We start from the raw sequence: 17,622 nt of genomic DNA on the forward strand, positions 1-17,622 counted from the left end.
CGCTATGGCTTGGAATGAGCCGGGTGGCAACTCGAACAATCAGGATCCTTGGGGTGGCAAGCGCCGCAATAACGGCGACCGCAAGGGACCACCAGATCTCGACGAGGCCTTCCGAAAGCTGCAGGAAAGCCTGAACGGGTTGTTCGGTGGTGGCAAGAAACGGGGTGGTGATGACGGTGGCGGTTCGGGCAAGAGTGGCGGCTTCGGCGGCCTGCTCGGCATCGGCCTCGTCGTGCTGGCGGCCGTGTGGCTGTACAGTGCGGTTTACGTGGTGGACGAGCAGGAGCAGGCCGTGGTGCTGCGCTTCGGCAAGTACTACGAGACTGTCGGCCCGGGCCTGAACATCTACTTCCCTCCGATCGACAAGAAGTACATGGAAAACGTCACGCGCGAGCGTGCCTACACCAAGCAGGGCCAGATGCTGACCGAAGACGAGAACATCGTCGAAGTGCCGCTGACCGTGCAGTACAAGATCAGCAACCTGCAGGACTTCGTGCTGAACGTCGACCAGCCGGAAATCAGCCTGCAACACGCGACCGACAGTGCGCTGCGCCATGTGGTGGGTTCCACCGCGATGGACCAGGTGCTGACCGAAGGTCGTGAGTTGATGGCCAGCGAAATCAAGGAGCGTCTGCAACGTTTCCTCGATACCTATCGCACCGGTATCACCGTTACCCAGGTCAACGTACAGAGCGCAGCTGCACCGCGTGAAGTGCAGGAAGCCTTCGATGACGTGATCCGCGCCCGTGAAGACGAGCAGCGTTCGCGCAACCAGGCTGAAACCTACGCCAACGGCGTGGTGCCGGAAGCCCGTGGTCAGGCCCAGCGCATCCTCGAAGATGCCAATGGCTACCGTGATGAAACGGTCTCCCGCGCCAAGGGTGAGGCCGATCGCTTCACCAAGCTGGTTGCCGAGTATCGCAAGGCGCCCGAGGTCACTCGTCAGCGTCTGTACCTGGACACCATGCAGGAAGTCTTCAGCAGCACCAGCAAGGTTCTCGTGACCGGCAACAAGAATGGCCAGAGCAACCTGCTTTACCTGCCGCTGGACAAGATGATTCAGAACAGCTCGGGCAGCAGTGCACCGGTCACCGGTTCAGCCGCCGCCAGCAACAACACGGATGTCGTGCCGCATGTCACTGACCTGCCGCAGACACGTACAAGGGAGACCCGCTGATGAGCAATAAATCGCTGATCGCCCTGATCGTTGGCGTTGTTGTGGTATTGGTTGGCTGGAACTGCTTCTACATCGTGGCTCAGACCGAGCGTGCGGTGCTGCTGCAGTTCGGTCGCGTGGTTCAGGCCGATGTTCAGCCGGGTCTGCATGTGAAGGTGCCTTACGTTAACCAGGTGCGTAAATTCGACGCACGTCTGATGACGCTGGATGCACCGACGCAACGCTTCCTGACGCTGGAAAAGAAAGCCGTGATGGTCGATGCCTACGCCAAGTGGCGCGTGAAGGATGCCGAGCGCTTCTACACCGCGACCTCCGGCCTCAAGCAGATCGCCGACGAGCGTCTGTCCCGTCGTCTGGAATCGGGCCTGCGTGACCAGTTCGGTAAACGTACCCTGCACGAAGTGGTGTCCGGTGAGCGCGATGCGCTGATGGCCGACATCACGGCGTCGCTGAACAAGATGGCGGAAAAAGAGCTGGGTATCGAAGTCGTCGATGTCCGGGTCAAGGCCATCGATCTGCCGAAAGAAGTGAACCGCAGCGTGTTCGAACGTATGAGCACCGAGCGTGAGCGTGAAGCTCGCGAGCACCGCGCCAAGGGTAACGAGCTGGCCGAGGGCATCCGTGCCGACGCCGATCGTCAACGCCGCGTGCTGCTGGCTGAAGCCTATCGTGAATCCGAAGAGATTCGCGGTGACGGTGACGCCCAGGCCGCTGCGATCTACTCCAAGGCCTACGGTCAGGATCAGGAGTTCTACGGTTTCTACCGCAGCCTGCGCGCCTACCGTGAAAGCTTCGCGAACAAATCCGACGTCATGGTCCTCGACCCAAGCAGCGACTTCTTCCGTTACCTGGAAAAGTCCAAGCCTTGATGCGACGTTGACCTGAATCATTCCGCCCGGCGGCTAAAACCTCGGGCGGGGTGATCCTTTCGGAAAACGTGTGTATGATGCGGCAGCCGGGAAATTCCCGGCTTTTTTGCGTCTGCACGTTTGATTGCTGTTTTTGTTGCAGAAGATCGGGTTGAATGGCCCGAGCGTTTTTCGAGGAAAGTGATGGGCGAAGCCGGTAACAGGCCTTTCGCCGCGTCGTTCATGCGCGTGCGTTTTGAACGGGCCGGTCATTTTCTGCTTCACTCAAGGCTCGCCCTCGGGCTGGCCGCCCGGATCTAAGGGGAATGGCGTAATGGCAACGGTAGACCGCTGGCTGCTGCCAGATGGCATCGAAGAAGTACTGCCACCGGAAGCGGCGCGCATTGAAGTCGCGCGTCGTCAGGTGTTGGATCTGTTCCAGAGCTGGGGTTACGAGTTTGTCGTGACTCCCCATATCGAGTACCTGGAATCCCTGCTGACCGGCGCGGGCCAGGACCTGGATCTGCGTACCTTCAAGGTCATCGACCCGCAATCGGGCCGGCAGATGGGTTTCCGTGCCGACATCACGCCGCAAGTGGCGCGCATCGATGCGCACACCCTGCGTCGCGAAGGCCCGAGCCGTCTGTGCTACGCCGGCAGCGTGCTGCATGCCCAGCCACGTGCCTTGTCGTCCTCGCGCAGCCCGATCCAGTTGGGCGCCGAGTTGTACGGCGATGCGAGCCCGAGCAGCGACGTTGAAGTCATCAGCCTGATGCTGGCCATGCTGCAACTGGCCGACGTGCCGGATGTGCACATGGATCTGGGGCATGTCGGCATCTATCGTGGTCTGGCCCAGGCGGCCGGTCTGTCGGGTGAAGTCGAGCAACAGCTGTTCGATGCATTGCAACGCAAGGCCATCGACGAGGTCATTACCCTGACCGAAGGCCTGCCGACCGATCTGTCCGGCATGCTGCGTGCGTTGGTCGACCTGTGCGGCGGCCGTGAAGTGTTGAGCGCTGCCCGTGAGCGCCTGGCCAATGCGCCGGCGCCGGTACTGGCGGCGCTGGAAGATTTGCTGGCGATCGCCGAAAGACTGTCGGCGCGCTTCCCGGAGCTGCCGCTGTACTTCGATCTGGGCGAGTTGCGCGGTTACCACTACCACACCGGTGTAGTGTTCGCGGTGTTCGTGCCGGGTGTTGGCCAGTCCATCGCTCAGGGCGGTCGCTATGACGACATCGGCGCCGACTTCGGTCGCGCCCGTCCGGCAACCGGCTTTTCCACCGATTTGAAAACCCTGGTGACCCTGGGGCGTGCTGAAGTCGAGCTACCGTCTGGCGGTATCTGGATGCCTGACAGTACGGATGCGGCACTCTGGCAGCAGGTTTGCCAGTTGCGCAGTGAGGGTCAGCGTGTCGTTCAGGCATTGCCTGGACAACCTTTGGCCGCCGCCCGTGATGCGGACTGCGACCGGCAATTGATCCAGCAGAACGGGCTTTGGCAAGTATCGCCACTGGCTTCTTGAGTTTTCCTGCCGGCCAACGCCGGCACCAAGTTTGCGCGAATGAGGACAAGTGTTATGGGTAAGAATGTCGTAGTCCTGGGCACCCAGTGGGGTGATGAGGGCAAAGGCAAGATCGTTGATCTGCTGACCGAACATGCTGCCGCCGTAGTGCGCTACCAAGGTGGCCACAACGCTGGCCACACACTGGTGATCGACGGTGAAAAAACCGTCCTGCACCTGATCCCGTCGGGCGTGCTGCGCGAAGGCGTGCAGTGCCTGATCGGCAACGGCGTGGTGGTTGCACCTGACGCCCTGCTGCGCGAGATCACCAAGCTGGAAGAGAAAGGCGTACCGGTGCGCGAGCGTCTGCGTATAAGCCCGTCCTGCCCGCTGATCCTGTCCTTCCACGTGGCGCTGGACCAGGCCCGTGAAAAGGCCCGTGGCGAGCTGAAGATCGGCACCACCGGTCGCGGCATCGGCCCGGCTTACGAAGACAAGGTCGCACGTCGTGGCCTGCGTGTGGGCGACCTGCTCAACATGCCGCGCTTTGAAGACAAGCTGCGTGAGCTGGTGGACTACCACAACTTCATGCTGGTTGGTTACTACAAAGAGCCGGCCATCGAGTTCGAAAAGACTCTGGCCGAGTGCAAGGAATACGCCGAGCTGCTCAAGCCGCTGATGCTGGACGTCACTGCCGAGCTGCACGACCTGCGTCGCGCCGGCAAAGACATCATGTTCGAAGGCGCCCAGGGTTCGTTGCTCGACATCGACCACGGTACCTACCCGTACGTGACCAGCTCCAACACCACCGCCGGTGGCGTGGCGACCGGTTCGGGTGTTGGCCCGATGTTCCTGGACTACATCCTGGGCATCACCAAGGCTTACACCACTCGCGTAGGTTCGGGCCCGTTCCCGACCGAGCTGTTCGACGAAGTCGGCGCGCACCTGGCCAAGCAGGGTCACGAGTTCGGTGCGACCACCGGCCGTGCCCGTCGTTGCGGCTGGTTCGACGCCGTTATCCTGCGTCGTGCTATCGATGTGAACAGCATCTCGGGCATCTGCCTGACCAAGCTGGACGTACTCGACGGCCTGGAGACCATCAACATCTGCACCGGCTACAAAGACGCGCAAGGCAACGCTGTTGCGCCGACTGACGCTGACAGCTATGTGGGCCTGCAGCCTGTGTACGAAGAAGTGCCGGGCTGGACCGAATCGACCGTGGGCGCCAAGACCCTGGAAGAGCTGCCAGCCAACGCTCGCGCCTACATCAAACGCGTTGAAGAGTTGATCGGCGCGCCGATCGACATTATTTCGACGGGCCCGGACCGCAACGAAACCATCGTTCTGCGTCATCCGTTCGCTTGATAAGTCGTTGATGTAAAAACACAAAGGCCCCTTCATCGGGGCCTTTGTCGTTTATGCCTGTTGGACGGCATGACCTTTGCTGTGAATCTGTCTACAAGAGTGCCATCAAATTAATGGCGTCAGAAGTAGAGGGATTCACAGTGTCGGCCGTTCTCTCACTGTTACAAAGCCGTTTGTTGCGGCCCGTATTCGTTACCCTTGGTATCGCCCTTTTGGTGCAGGTGTTGGTGGCCGTTGCCCTGACGCGGAGCACCGTCACCGCGCTGGAAGCCGACCTCGGCACTCGCCTGGGCGCCGATAGCCAGAAGCTCTCCGCTGAGCTGGAGCAGGCCGGGCGTGAAGTCACCTCGAGCCTCGATACCTTATCCACTAATACTCGCCAGCGTTTGACTGCCGGCCTGTCCTCGCGTCTGAAGGAAGAGCAGGCGCAGCTGCGTACGACTCTGGAAAAAGACTTGAAGGACTCGGCCAACGACATGGCCCAGTTGCTGGCCTCTGTAGCGCCTCGCGCCATGTGGGACAGCGACGTGCCGACCCTGTCCGAATTCGCCCGCCGGGCCCAGCGCAATCCCAACGTGCTGTTCGTGGTTTACGACGACGCCACCGGCCAGCATCTGACCCGTTACCTCAACCGTGAAAACCCGATCAACAAGGCCCTTCTGGAAAAAGGCCAGGGCGAGCGGGCGCTGGATAAGGTTCTGGATGCGGCGAAGCATGATCCCTCGGTCTATTACCTCGAAGCTTCGATCAATCCCAACGGCGTGGAGATCGGCAAAGTGCTGATGGGCGTCTCGACGGCCTCGGTGGACACCGATCTGGCGGCACTCGATCAGCGCTTCTCGGCACTGATCGCCAGCAGTGATCAACTGGTCGGCGACAGCCTCAAGGGCGCCGCCGCCGACAGCGCCACGGCCATGCGCGCGCGCCTGCAGTCGGCGCAGTCCACGGCTGCGGAGATGAAAGCCAACACGACCAACACCGTACAGGACGCCGCAGCCACGTTGCGCTGGCGCATTGGCATGGGGCTGGCGCTGGTCGGCGCCGGCGTGCTGTTGCTGTTGGCGGTGGTGCTCGGCCACCGTGTGGTCAATCGCTTGAAGATGCTCAACGCTGCCATGGATGATCTCGCGGCGGGCGAGGGCGACCTGACCAAGCGGGTGCAGATCAACAGCAAGGACGAGATCGGCGACATGGCGTCGGCGGTCAACCGCTTTGTGGATAAGTTGCAGCCGATCGTGCGCGAGGCCGGGGATGTGGCTCAACGCACGGGCCTGGAAATCGGCGCCATGACCCTGCGCAATGCGGGTGCCGATGCGGCGGCCGGGATGCAGCGCGATGAGGTTGCCGAAAGTCTGCGCGCGCTGTCGCAAATGGCTGATGAGGCGCAGTCGGAAAGCCATGCGATGCAGGCGGCGCTGAAGCAGGTGGTGGATATTCGTCAGGCCACCGACGAGAACACCCGCACGTCGGCCAGGGTCGGCAGCCTGATCGAGGCGCTGGCGGGGCAGGTCGATACCGGGGCGAAAGTCATCGAGCGGCTGGCGCAACAGAGCGAACAGATCGAAGTGGTGCTGACCGTGATTCACGGCATCGCCGAACAGACCAATCTGCTGGCGCTCAACGCCGCCATCGAGGCGGCCCGGGCCGGTGAGACCGGTCGCGGCTTTGCGGTGGTGGCAGACGAAGTCCGGGCCCTGGCGAGCAAGACTCAAAGCTCCACCGGTGACATTCAAGCGCACATCGTGGCCTTGCAGCAGGGTGCCCGTGAGGCGGTTGAGGCGATTGGTCAGGCCGGGCGCCAGGCCAGCGAAGGTTTGCTGGTGCTGCGTGACAGCGCGCGGTTGCAGCAGTCGGTGCAGGCTTCGGTCGAGCAGGTGCATGCGGCGATTGGTCTGGCGACTCAGGCGGCGGCGCATCAGGCTCAGGGGGCGCAGGCCGTGCGCGGTCGGGTCGAGACGATTCATGCCCAGGCGGAGAAAGCCGCTCAAGCGGTGGTCGAGACCACGGCCAGCGGCAAGGTGCTGGACGGTCTGGCGGCGCAGCTCAAGGCCAGCCTGGGGCAGTTCCGGGCCTGATAGTACGGGCAAAAAAACCGCAGCTTCGGCTGCGATTTTTTTATCGGCTCAAATACATCCGGGTTGTCAGCAGGTAGACGGGCAACCCGGACACCACGATCAACAACGCCGCATAAGGCGCCGCCGCTGCGAACTCGACATTCGCGGTGTGTGCCCAGACTTCGGTCGCCAAGGTGTTGAGCCCGGTCGGACTCAGCAGCAGTGTCGCCGTCAGTTCCTTCATGGCATCCAGAAACACCAGCGCAAACGCCGCACCCAGTGCCGGGAAAATGATCGGCAGGGTCACTCGGCAGAACGCCGTGAACGACGATGCGCCCAGTGTGCGGGCGGCTTCTTCCAGTTGTGGTGCAGCCTTGTTCAGTGCCGTGCGGATCGGCGCCTGAGCCAGTGGCAGGAACAGCAGTGCATATGCGATCAGCAACAACAGGGAAGTCTGATACAGCGCCGGCACGTAATGCAGGGCGAAATACACCAGCGTCAGAGCGATCACCAGCCCTGGCAGGGCGTGCAGCAGATAGGGCAGACGCTCGGCCCAGATCGCCAGTTGGCCTTTGTAGCGCACCACCAGCAATCCGACCGGTACCGCCAGTAGCAGACACAATCCCGCGCCACCCAGCGACAGCGCTAGCGAAGACAGCAGTGCTTCGGTGATTGCCGCCACCGGGAAGGCTGCTGACGATCCGACCGCTAGCCAGTAAGCCAGCATTCCCAACGGAATCCCGCTGCCGACAATCGCCAGCATCAGGCAATACAGCTGGCCGGCCATTGCCCAGGGTCCCAGTTGCACTTGTTCAGCGCGCCGCGCCGCACCCTGGCCGGTTCGCACATGACGTCCCTTGCCACGCACCCGCAGTTCCAGCCACAGCAGCATCAAGCACAGCGCCAGCAGCACGGCCGACAGCATCGCCGCATTGGCATTGCTGAATTCCAATTCGAATTGCTGATAGATCGCCGTGGTGAAAGTTTGCAGGCCGATAATCGACAGTGCGCCGAATTCCACCAGCATGTGCAGCGCAATCAGCAAGGAGCCGGCCAGCAGCGAAGGCCAGAGCAGCGGCAGGGTGACGCGGAAAAACACGCCCCAGCGATTCTGCCCCAACGTCCTTGCCGACTCTTCAAGGGACGGATCGAGATTGCGCAGGGTGGCTGCTACCGGAAGAAAGATCAGGGGGTATTTCGACAGACTCATCACCAGGATCGCCCCGCCGAGTCCTTCGAACTGCGCGCTGAGCGATACCCAGGTAAAACTGCTGACGAATGCCGGTACCGCAAACGGCAAACACAGAATCACGCCCCACAAACGCCGGCCCGGCAGATTGCTGCGCTCCAGCAACCATGCCAGCGACAGGCCGATCACGCCGCAAGTCACGGTTACGCCGACCATCAGCGCCAGTGTGTTGCGCAGCAGGCCGAACACGTAAGGGCGCCACAGCAAATGCAGCGCCTCGGACCAGCCCGCTTGCCAGGCTTTGAGCCCGACGTAGGCCAGCGGCAGCAGGCTCATCACCACCAGCAACAACACCGGCAGCACCAGCCAGATCGACGGCCGCTTGCGCCGTGGCACGTAACCCCCGCGCGTGGCGGGGGCGGATAACGAGGCGCTCATCAGTTCAGGCCAACTTCGCGTTCCAGATCCAGTGCTTCCTCGGCATTGCCCAGATCGGCCGGGGTAACGTCCGGTGCTTCCAGCTCACTGAAAGGCTTGAGGCCGCGATCCGATTCCATGCCGTTGTGCAGCGGATACTCGGCGGTGGTCTGGGTGATCACGCGCTGGCCTTCTTCGCTGGCCATGTAGGCGAGAAATTGCTGGGCTTCTTTTGGATGTTTGCTGGACTTCAGCACCGCGGCGCTGGAGACAGTGATCAAGCCGCCCACGTCGCCACCGGTGAAGTAGTGCAGCTTGGAGTCGAGCTTGCCTTTTTCCCGTTGCAGGGCGAACCAGTAGTAGTTGTTCACCAGCACGGTGGCGACTTCGCCGTTTTCCACAGCCTTGAGGGCGACCATGTTGTTGCTGTAGGTCTTGCCGAAGGCGCGCAGGCCGGTCAGCCATTCTTCGGCGGCTTCACGACCGTGTTTTTTGATGATGGCGACGGCCTGTTCCTGGAAGGCGCCGCTGGTGGGCACGAAACCGACCTTGCCTTGCCACTGCGGATCGGCGAAGTCCAGCACCGACTTGGGCAGGTCTTTCTCATCCACCAGCTTCGGGTTGAAGGCAACTACGCGAACCCGGGCGGTAACGCCGATCCAGGTGCCATTGCCGGCGACGTATTTTTTCGGCAGGACGGCCAGAGTGGCATCGTCGGTCTTGGCCAGCAGGCCGAGTTCGCCGAGGTTGTTCAGTGGCGGGGATTCTTCGGTGTAGATGACGTCGGCGGGAGAGCGGTCGCCTTCTTCGATAATCTGGCTGGCGAGCTGGTTGCTGCTGCCCTTGCGCACATTGACGTGAATACCGGTCTTGGCTTCGAAAGCCTTGGCGATCGCGTCGCCGACTTCCTTGTGTTGACCGTTGTAGAGAGTCAGGGAAACCGTATCGGCAGCCTGGGTGAGGGGAGTGGCGAGTGCCAGGCCGAGCAGGGTGAAGGTCAAGCCGCGGCGCAGGGTATTTCGAAACATCATTCGCAGGGTTCCTCACTGTCGCATTGCAAAAACTTGCAACAATGATAAACGATATCGTTTCTCAAATGCTCCTTGCGAGCGGAGTGAGGGTCTGGTACGGAGGTTAGGAATTTCAGGACGCCAGAAACGCAAAAACCCGCTTTCGCGGGTTTTTGTGAGATTCAAGATCGTGACCTTGAATTTGAATTGGTGCCCAGAAGAAGACTCGAACTTCCACGACCGTAAGGTCACCAGCACCTGAAGCTGGCGTGTCTACCAATTTCACCATCTGGGCTTCATCTTCAGCGTTGCCGCTGTTGATGTGGCGCACTATACGGAGCGCCTTTTGATCTGTAAACCCCTGATTTGATTTTAATAAATCAATTTCAGAAAAAAGTCGGGACGCAGAATGCAAAAAACCCGCTTTCGCGGGTTTTTGTGTGAGTCTTGAAGCTGATCTAGTCTCAAACTCGAAATTGGTGCCCAGGAGAAGACTCGAACTTCCACGACCGTAAGGTCACCAGCACCTGAAGCTGGCGTGTCTACCAATTTCACCACCTGGGCATCTCGACAGCGTCTGTACGTCGTCGATGGCGCGCACTATACGGAGCGTCTTTTTAACTGTAAACCCCTGCCAGCAAAAAAAATGGTTTTTTTTACCAGCGGTGTTCAAAACGCCTTTCAGACGTCGATACAAGGCTCCAGACGCGCCTTATAGAGTCGGAAATTTCCCGTTTGATGGCGCCTATGCCAAACTAACCCGCATATAGACAAGGTGAAAACTCTCTAATGGCCGATTGGCAGTCCCTCGATCCCGAGGCCGCTCGTGAAGCGGAAAAATATGAAAACCCTATTCCCAGCCGCGAACTGATCCTTCAGCACCTTGCTGATCGGGGTTCGCCTGCTGCCCGCGAGCAACTGGTCGAAGAGTTTGGTCTGACCACAGAAGACCAGATCGAAGCCCTGCGCCGCCGCCTGCGCGCCATGGAGCGCGACGCTCAACTGATCTACACCCGCCGTGGCACTTATGCGCCGGTGGACAAGCTCGACCTGATCCTCGGCCGCATCAGCGGTCACCGCGACGGCTTCGGCTTCCTGGTGCCGGACGACGGCTCCGACGATCTGTTCATGAGCCCGGCGCAAATGCGACTGGTGTTCGACGGTGACCGGGCCCTGGCTCGTGTTTCCGGCCTGGACCGTCGCGGTCGCCGCGAAGGCGTGATCGTCGAAGTGGTGTCCCGTGCCCACGAAAGCATCGTCGGCCGTTACTTCGAAGAAGGCGGCATCGGCTTCGTGGTCGCGGACAACCCGAAGATCCAGCAGGAAGTGCTGGTGACCCCGGGCCGCAACGCCAACGCCCAGATCGGTCAGTTCGTCGAGGTGAAAATCACCCACTGGCCGACTCCGCGCTTCCAGCCGCAAGGCGATGTGATCGAAGTCGTCGGCAACTACATGGCGCCGGGCATGGAAATCGATGTCGCCCTGCGCACCTACGACATTCCGCACGTCTGGCCTGAAGCCGTTCTGAAGGAAGCCGGCAAGCTCAAGCCGGAAGTCGAAGAGAAAGACAAAGAGAAGCGCGTCGACCTGCGCCATCTGCCGTTCGTCACCATCGACGGTGAAGATGCCCGCGATTTCGACGACGCGGTCTACTGCGAATCCAAGCCAGGCAAGCTGCGCCTGTTCTCCGGCGGCTGGAAGTTGTACGTGGCGATTGCCGACGTTTCCAGCTACGTGAAGATCGGCTCGGCCCTGGACAACGAAGCCCAGGTACGTGGCAACTCGGTGTACTTCCCCGAGCGCGTGGTGCCGATGCTGCCGGAGCAGCTCTCCAACGGCCTGTGCTCGCTGAACCCTCACGTCGATCGTCTGGCCATGGTTTGCGAGATGACCATCTCCAAATCCGGCGAAATGACCGACTACTGCTTCTATGAAGCAGTGATCCACTCCCACGCCCGTCTGACCTACAACAAGGTCAGCGCGATGCTGGAAACGCCGAAAGCGACTGAAGGTCGCAAGCTTCGCGGCGAATACACCGACGTCCTGCCGCACCTGAAACAGCTCTACGCGCTGTACAAAGTGTTGCTGGCGGCCCGTCACGTGCGTGGCGCGATCGATTTCGAAACGCAGGAAACCCGGATCATCTTCGGTTCCGAGCGCAAGATTGCCGAAATCCGTCCGACCACCCGTAACGACGCCCACAAGCTGATCGAGGAATGCATGCTGGCGGCCAACGTGGCCACCGCCGAATTCCTGAAAAAGCACGAAATCCCTGCGCTGTACCGTGTCCACGATGGTCCGCCGCCGGAGCGTCTGGAAAAACTGCGCGCGTTCCTCGGCGAGCTCGGCCTGTCCCTGCATAAAGGCAAGGACGGCCCGACGCCGAAGGACTATCAGGCCCTGCTGGCCAGCATCAAGGATCGTCCGGATTTCCACCTGATCCAGACCGTGATGTTGCGCTCCCTGAGCCAGGCGGTGTACAGCGCCCAGAACGAAGGCCACTTCGGCCTGAATTACGAAGCCTATACCCACTTCACCTCGCCGATCCGACGTTACCCGGACCTGCTCACGCACCGGGCGATCCGCAGCGTGATCCATTCGAAACAGGACACCCCGCACGTTCGCCGTGCCGGCGCGATGACCATTCCGAAGGCGCGCATCTATCCGTACGACGAGGCGGCGCTGGAGCAACTCGGCGAGCAGTGCTCGATGAGCGAGCGCCGTGCCGACGAAGCGACCCGCGACGTGGTGAACTGGCTCAAGTGCGAGTTCATGAAGGACCGCGTGGGCGAATCGTTCCCTGGCGTGATCACTGCCGTGACCGGTTTCGGTTTGTTCGTCGAACTGACCGATATCTACGTCGAAGGTCTGGTGCACGTGACGGCGCTGCCGGGCGACTACTACCACTTCGACCCTGTGCATCACCGCCTGGCGGGCGAGCGCACTGGCCGCAGCTTCCGACTTGGCGATACCGTTGAAGTGCGCGTCATGCGCGTCGATCTCGACGAGCGCAAGATCGACTTCGAGATGGCGGAAAAGACCATCAGCGCGCCAATCGGTCGCAAGAAGCGTGGCACCGAAACCGCTGCTCCAGCGGCCAAGGCTGTGGAAGAAAAGGCTCCGGCCAAAACCGCCAGTCGTCGTCCGGCCAAGGAAAAGGTGGCCGAGGCTTATCGCCCGAGCGATGCCGTGGCGAAAAACGCCGAGCTGCGCAAAAGCCGTGAAATGAAGAAGGCCTTGCTGGCCGACGCCAAAAACGGTGGTAAAGCGGCGTCGGGGGAAAGACCGGACGGTCGGCGCCTGAAAAGGCCTCCGGCAGCAAGCCAGGCAAACCGAGCAAACACCGCAAGGGCCCGCCAAAAGCGGGTTCCGCTCCGGCCAAAAGCGGCGGGGCACGTAAACCGAAGGCGAAGTCATGAGTCAGTTGGAAAAAATCTACGGCGTTCACGCGGTAGAAGCGTTGCTGCGTCACCACCCTAAACGCGTCAAGCAGATCTGGCTGGCTGAAAGCCGCAACGATCCGCGGGTGCAGACGCTGATCGAGCTGGCCAACGAAAACCGCGTTCAGATCGGTCAGGCCGAGCGCCGCGAAATGGACGCCTGGGTCGAAGGCGTGCACCAGGGCGTGGTGGCGGACGTCAGTCCGAGCCAGGTCTGGGGCGAAGCGATGCTCGACGAGCTGCTCGACCGCACCGAAGGCGCGCCGTTGCTGCTGGTGCTCGACGGCGTGACCGATCCGCACAACCTCGGCGCCTGCCTGCGTTCGGCGGATGCTGCCGGTGCGCTGGCGGTCATCGTGCCGAAAGACAAGTCGGCCACGCTGACGCCTGTCGTGCGGAAAGTGGCCTGCGGCGCGGCGGAAGTAATTCCGCTGGTGGCCGTGACCAACCTCGCGCGTACCCTGGAAAAGCTTCAGCAGCGCGGTCTGTGGATCGTCGGCACGGCGGGTGAGGCCGAGGTCAGCATCTACGACCAGGACCTGACCGGCCCGACCATCCTGATCATGGGCGCCGAAGGCAAAGGCATGCGTCGCCTGACCCGTGAACATTGCGACTACCTGGTGAACCTGCCGATGGCCGGTAGCGTCAGCAGTCTCAACGTGTCGGTTGCGACCGGCGTGTGTCTGTTCGAGGCCCAGCGCCAGCGCGGGGCCAAGGCCAAGGCCGCTTCGCGCAAGTCGTAAGCGCCGAGCTGCGAGCCTCAAGCTAAAAGCGGTCCTCGCTTGCAGCTTGAGGCTCAATGCTTGCAGCTGCTGTTCAAATAATCACCAATTGCCTTGCACCTCTTCTGTCCCTTCTCTACAATTGCGCCCCTTGCTGTGACGGCAGGCACCCATGTGCCCCGCGCCGGCAAGTCCATAAGTGTCATTCACTCCTTGTCTGACCGTTTTTGAGCGGCAGGCTACAACCCGTAAGGAGCATTCATGCGTCATTACGAAATCATCTTTCTGGTCCACCCTGACCAGAGCGAGCAAGTCGGCGGCATGGTTGAGCGTTACACCAAGCTGATCGAAGAAGACGGCGGCAAAATCCACCGTCTGGAAGACTGGGGCCGTCGTCAACTGGCCTACGCAATCAACAATGTTCACAAGGCTCACTACGTGATGCTGAACGTTGAGTGCACCGGCAAGGCCCTGGCCGAGCTGGAAGACAACTTCCGCTACAACGATGCAGTGATCCGTAACCTGGTCATCCGTCGCGACGAAGCCGTTACCGGCCAGTCCGAGATGCTAAAGGCTGAAGAAAACCGCAGTGAGCGCCGTGAGCGTCGCGAACGTCCTGAGCACGATGGCAGCGCCGATGGCGATGACAGCGATAGCGACAGCGACAACAGCGATAACGCTGACGAGTAATCCACGGACCTTTTAAGGAGCCTATCAAATGGCACGTTTCTTCCGTCGTCGTAAATTCTGCCGCTTCACCGCTGAAGACGTGAAGGAGATCGACTACAAAGATCTCAACACTCTGAAAGCCTACGTATCCGAGACCGGCAAAATCGTTCCAAGCCGCATCACCGGTACCAAAGCTCGTTATCAGCGTCAGCTGGCCACCGCTATCAAGCGCGCCCGCTTCCTGGCCCTGCTGGCCTACACCGACAGCCACGGCCGCTGAGACCGGGTAGTCGACAAGTAAGTAAGGGATCGAATGCATGCGTGCCTTGGCTGAATTCATCATGCGGGGGCGTATGCAGGCCACGCTGGTCGTGGCCGGATCTGCGGCATTGCCGCTGTTGTTCTGGTTGAGTGCCGCTGCAGGTTGCCTTGTGCTCCTGCGGCGCGGTTCGGACGCCTTGAGCGTCCTGGGTGTGGGAGTGCTGTCAGCGTTGGTGAGCTGGCACTACCTCAAAGACCCGACGGCACTGATAGTGCTGCTCGGGGCTTGTGGTCTGGCGCTGGTTTTACGCGCCGAACACACCTGGAATCGCGTGCTGCTGGTCAGCGTGGCCGTGGGATTGTTGATTGCCGTGAGCCTGGGGACCGTTTTCGGTTCCTTCACCGAAGCGCTGGCGCAGACGTTTGAACAAGTCTTGCCGCTGGCGATGGGTGAGGTCTACGAGAAATTCTCGGCAGACCAGAAGGCGATTCTCACGGGATTGGCGGTTCCACTGTCGATCATATCGACAGCGGTGTCGTTGCAGGTCTTTAGCGTGCTGTGCCTGATTCTTGGGCGCTACTGGCAGGCGTTGTTGTATAACCCCGGCGGTTTCGGTCGCGAGTTTCGCGCCATCCGACTGCCGAAAGGCGTTGCGCTGTCGCTTCTGGCCGTCATGTGTGTGGCACCGTTCTTCGGTCTGCACGCACTGGTTCTGTTGCCGTTGTGCAGCGTGCCGCTGTTCTTCGCCGGTCTGGCCCTGGTTCACGGGCTGGTGGCGCAGAAACGGCTGGCCGGTTTCTGGCTGGTGGGGATATACGTCACGCTCGTGCCTTTCATGCACTTGCTCGGTCCGTTGCTTGTGGTCTTGGCCATTGTCGACAGCCTGATTGATTTTCGCGGTCGTCACGTGTCGAAAGACACCGATAACGCGAACGGTGAAGGTTAAAAGTTAAGAGGATTTCCACATGCAACTGATCCTTCTGGAAAAAATCGCCAACCTGGGCAACCTGGGCGACAAAGTAAACGTTAAGGCCGGTTACGGCCGTAACTACCTGCTGCCTTTCGGCAAAGCTACCGCTGCGACCGCTGCCAACCTGGCTGCGTTCGAAGAGCGTCGCGCTGAGCTGGAAAAAGCCGCTGCCGACCGTAAAGCATCGGCTGAAAGCCGTGCTGCCCAACTGGCCGAGCTGGAAGTGACCATCACTGCCACCGCCGGCGACGAAGGCAAGCTGTTCGGTTCGATCGGTACTCACGACATCGCTGACGCACTGACCGCCTCCGGCGTTGAAGTTGCGAAAAGCGAAGTTCGTCTGCCGAACGGCACCATCCGCAACGTGGGTGAATTCGACGTGGCTGTGCACCTGCACGCCGAAGTTGAAGCCACCGTACGCGTTGTCGTGGTAGCAGCTTAAGCAACACCCTGATCGACTGGCGGCTTGTTCGCCAGGCGGTTAACATCGGGCACGATCCTGTCTACAGGTCGTGCCCTTTGTCTTTCTGCAATCCCTGCTTTTCCTGAATAAAAAGTGGCCATGAACGAAATCTCCGCTCCCGAGCAATACGATCTGCAAACCGCCGCGCTGAAGGTGCCGCCGCATTCCATCGAGGCCGAACAGGCCGTGCTCGGTGGTCTGATGCTGGACAACAACGCCTGGGAACGCGTGCTCGATCAAGTCTCCGACGGCGATTTCTACCGGCATGACCACCGTCTGATTTTCCGCGCGATCGCCAAACTGGCCGATCAGAACTCGCCGATCGACGTTGTGACCCTTGCCGAGCAACTGGACAAGGAAGGTCAGACTTCGCAAGTCGGCGGCCTCGGCTACCTCGGTGAACTGGCGAAAAACACGCCGTCCGTCGCCAACATCAAGGCCTATGCGCAGATCGTTCGCCAGCGTGCGACGTTGCGTCAGTTGATCGGCATCAGCACCGAAATTGCCGACAGCGCCTTCAACCCTGAAGGTCGCACCGCCGAGGAAATCCTCGACGAAGCCGAACGGCAGATCTTCGCGATTGCCGAGGCCCGGCCAAAAACCGGCGGCCCGGTGGGTGTGAATGACCTGTTGACCAAAGCCATCGACCGCATCGACACCTTGTTCAACACCGCCGACTCGATCACCGGCCTGTCCACCGGCTATACCGACCTCGACGAGAAGACCAGCGGCCTGCAACCGGCCGACCTGATCATCGTCGCCGGTCGTCCGTCCATGGGTAAGACGACTTTCGCGATGAACCTGGTGGAAAACGCCGTGTTGCGCAGCGACAAGGTGGTGCTGGTGTACTCCCTCGAGATGCCAGGCGAATCGCTGATCATGCGTATGCTGTCGTCCCTCGGCCGCATCGACCAGACCAAGGTGCGTTCCGGTCAGCTCGAAGACGACGACTGGCCGCGCCTGACTTCGGCGGTCAACCTGCTCAACGACCGCAAGCTGTTCATCGATGACACCGCCGGCATCAGCCCGTCGGAAATGCGTGCCCGGACCCGGCGCCTGGTACGCGAACACGGCGATATCGGTCTGATCATGATCGACTACCTGCAGTTGATGCAGATCCCGGGCTCCAGCGGTGACAACCGGACCAACGAGATTTCCGAGATCTCCCGATCCCTGAAAGCCCTGGCCAAGGAATTCAACTGCCCGGTGGTTGCACTGTCGCAGCTCAACCGCTCCCTGGAACAACGTCCCAACAAGCGTCCGGTGAACTCCGACTTGCGGGAATCCGGAGCGATCGAGCAGGACGCCGACGTGATCATGTTCGTGTACCGGGACGAGGTGTATCACCCGGAAACCGAGCACAAGGGCATCGCCGAAATCATCATCGGCAAACAGCGGAACGGCCCGATCGGCTTTATCCGCCTGGCCTTCATCGGCAAGTACACGCGCTTCGAAAACCTCGCGCCGGGCAGCTATAACTTCGACGACGACGAGTAAGTCCGTCCTCGTCTGACAGTCCCTGATATTTCCGACCA

General features: G+C 60.8%; 14 protein-coding genes and 2 tRNA genes. 12 read left to right on the top strand and 4 right to left on the bottom strand.

What is annotated here, in order from left to right:
• Positions 1-4 precede the first annotated feature (4 nt).
• The 5 genes from hflK (at position 5) to R1A29_RS02190 (ending at position 6,966) form a co-directional block, all read left to right on the top strand.
• Positions 5-1,177, top strand: a complete 1,173-nt coding sequence (gene hflK, locus R1A29_RS02170; RefSeq protein ID WP_085711157.1) for an FtsH protease activity modulator HflK — start codon at positions 5-7, stop codon at positions 1,175-1,177.
• The gene (gene hflC / locus R1A29_RS02175) at positions 1,177-2,046 is read left to right on the top strand and encodes a protease modulator HflC (RefSeq protein ID WP_027611416.1); all 870 of its coding nucleotides are present in this window, start codon (positions 1,177-1,179) and stop codon (positions 2,044-2,046) included. Before hflK ends, hflC begins: the two co-directional genes overlap by 1 nt.
• Positions 2,047-2,359: 313 nt before the next feature.
• Positions 2,360-3,547, top strand: a complete 1,188-nt coding sequence (locus tag R1A29_RS02180; RefSeq protein WP_085711158.1) for an ATP phosphoribosyltransferase regulatory subunit — start codon at positions 2,360-2,362, stop codon at positions 3,545-3,547.
• A 54-nt stretch (positions 3,548-3,601) separates the two neighbouring features.
• The gene (locus tag R1A29_RS02185; RefSeq protein WP_085711159.1) at positions 3,602-4,891 is read left to right on the top strand and encodes an adenylosuccinate synthase; all 1,290 of its coding nucleotides are present in this window, start codon (positions 3,602-3,604) and stop codon (positions 4,889-4,891) included.
• A 140-nt stretch (positions 4,892-5,031) separates the two neighbouring features.
• Positions 5,032-6,966, top strand: a complete 1,935-nt coding sequence (locus tag R1A29_RS02190; protein ID WP_438300531.1) for a methyl-accepting chemotaxis protein — start codon at positions 5,032-5,034, stop codon at positions 6,964-6,966.
• Between the two features lie 40 nt (positions 6,967-7,006).
• Here the strand turns inward: R1A29_RS02190 and R1A29_RS02195 are convergent, their stop codons facing one another.
• The 4 genes from R1A29_RS02195 to R1A29_RS02210 all read right to left on the bottom strand — a co-directional run bounded on the left by R1A29_RS02195 (position 7,007) and on the right by R1A29_RS02210 (position 10,125).
• Positions 7,007-8,572, bottom strand: a complete 1,566-nt coding sequence (locus tag R1A29_RS02195) for an ABC transporter permease (protein ID WP_085711161.1) — start codon at positions 8,570-8,572, stop codon at positions 7,007-7,009.
• Positions 8,572-9,582, bottom strand: a complete 1,011-nt coding sequence (locus tag R1A29_RS02200; RefSeq protein ID WP_114881215.1) for an extracellular solute-binding protein — start codon at positions 9,580-9,582, stop codon at positions 8,572-8,574. The genes R1A29_RS02195 and R1A29_RS02200 overlap by 1 nt, the downstream gene beginning before the upstream one ends.
• A 187-nt stretch (positions 9,583-9,769) precedes the next feature.
• Positions 9,770-9,856 (bottom strand) — tRNA-Leu (locus R1A29_RS02205).
• Positions 9,857-10,038: 182 nt separating this feature from the next.
• A tRNA-Leu gene (locus R1A29_RS02210) sits at positions 10,039-10,125 on the bottom strand.
• Positions 10,126-10,350: 225 nt separating this feature from the next.
• On the opposite strand from R1A29_RS02210, the gene rnr reads away from it, so the two are divergent.
• From rnr to dnaB, 7 genes are all read left to right on the top strand, one after another.
• On the top strand, positions 10,351-13,041 hold the full coding sequence (gene rnr, locus R1A29_RS02215; protein WP_438300532.1) for a ribonuclease R: 2,691 nt from the start codon (positions 10,351-10,353) through the stop codon (positions 13,039-13,041).
• Positions 12,977-13,744, top strand: coding sequence for a 23S rRNA (guanosine(2251)-2'-O)-methyltransferase RlmB (gene rlmB, locus R1A29_RS02220; RefSeq protein ID WP_438300533.1), 768 nt, complete (start codon positions 12,977-12,979; stop codon positions 13,742-13,744). Before rnr ends, rlmB begins: the two co-directional genes overlap by 65 nt.
• A 240-nt stretch (positions 13,745-13,984) precedes the next feature.
• Positions 13,985-14,413 carry a 30S ribosomal protein S6 gene (rpsF, locus tag R1A29_RS02225; RefSeq protein ID WP_007950702.1) on the top strand — a complete coding sequence of 143 codons (429 nt, stop codon included), beginning with the start codon at positions 13,985-13,987 and terminating at the stop codon, positions 14,411-14,413.
• Positions 14,414-14,441: 28 nt separating this feature from the next.
• Complete coding sequence (gene rpsR, locus R1A29_RS02230; protein WP_002551829.1) at positions 14,442-14,672, top strand: 30S ribosomal protein S18; 231 nt, start codon at positions 14,442-14,444, stop codon at positions 14,670-14,672.
• A gap of 37 nt (positions 14,673-14,709) precedes the next feature.
• Entirely contained in the window at positions 14,710-15,600 is an 891-nt protein-coding gene (locus R1A29_RS02235) for a hypothetical protein (RefSeq protein ID WP_085711164.1), read from the top strand.
• Between the two features lie 19 nt (positions 15,601-15,619).
• Entirely contained in the window at positions 15,620-16,066 is a 447-nt protein-coding gene (rplI, locus tag R1A29_RS02240; protein WP_003186385.1) for a 50S ribosomal protein L9, read from the top strand.
• Between the two features lie 120 nt (positions 16,067-16,186).
• Complete coding sequence (dnaB, locus tag R1A29_RS02245; protein ID WP_085711165.1) at positions 16,187-17,584, top strand: replicative DNA helicase; 1,398 nt, start codon at positions 16,187-16,189, stop codon at positions 17,582-17,584.
• Positions 17,585-17,622: the final 38 nt, after the last annotated feature.

Origin of the sequence: Pseudomonas sp. NMS19W (assembly GCF_051554255.1) — a bacterium.
In the GTDB taxonomy this organism is placed as follows: domain Bacteria; phylum Pseudomonadota; class Gammaproteobacteria; order Pseudomonadales; family Pseudomonadaceae; genus Aquipseudomonas; species Aquipseudomonas kribbensis.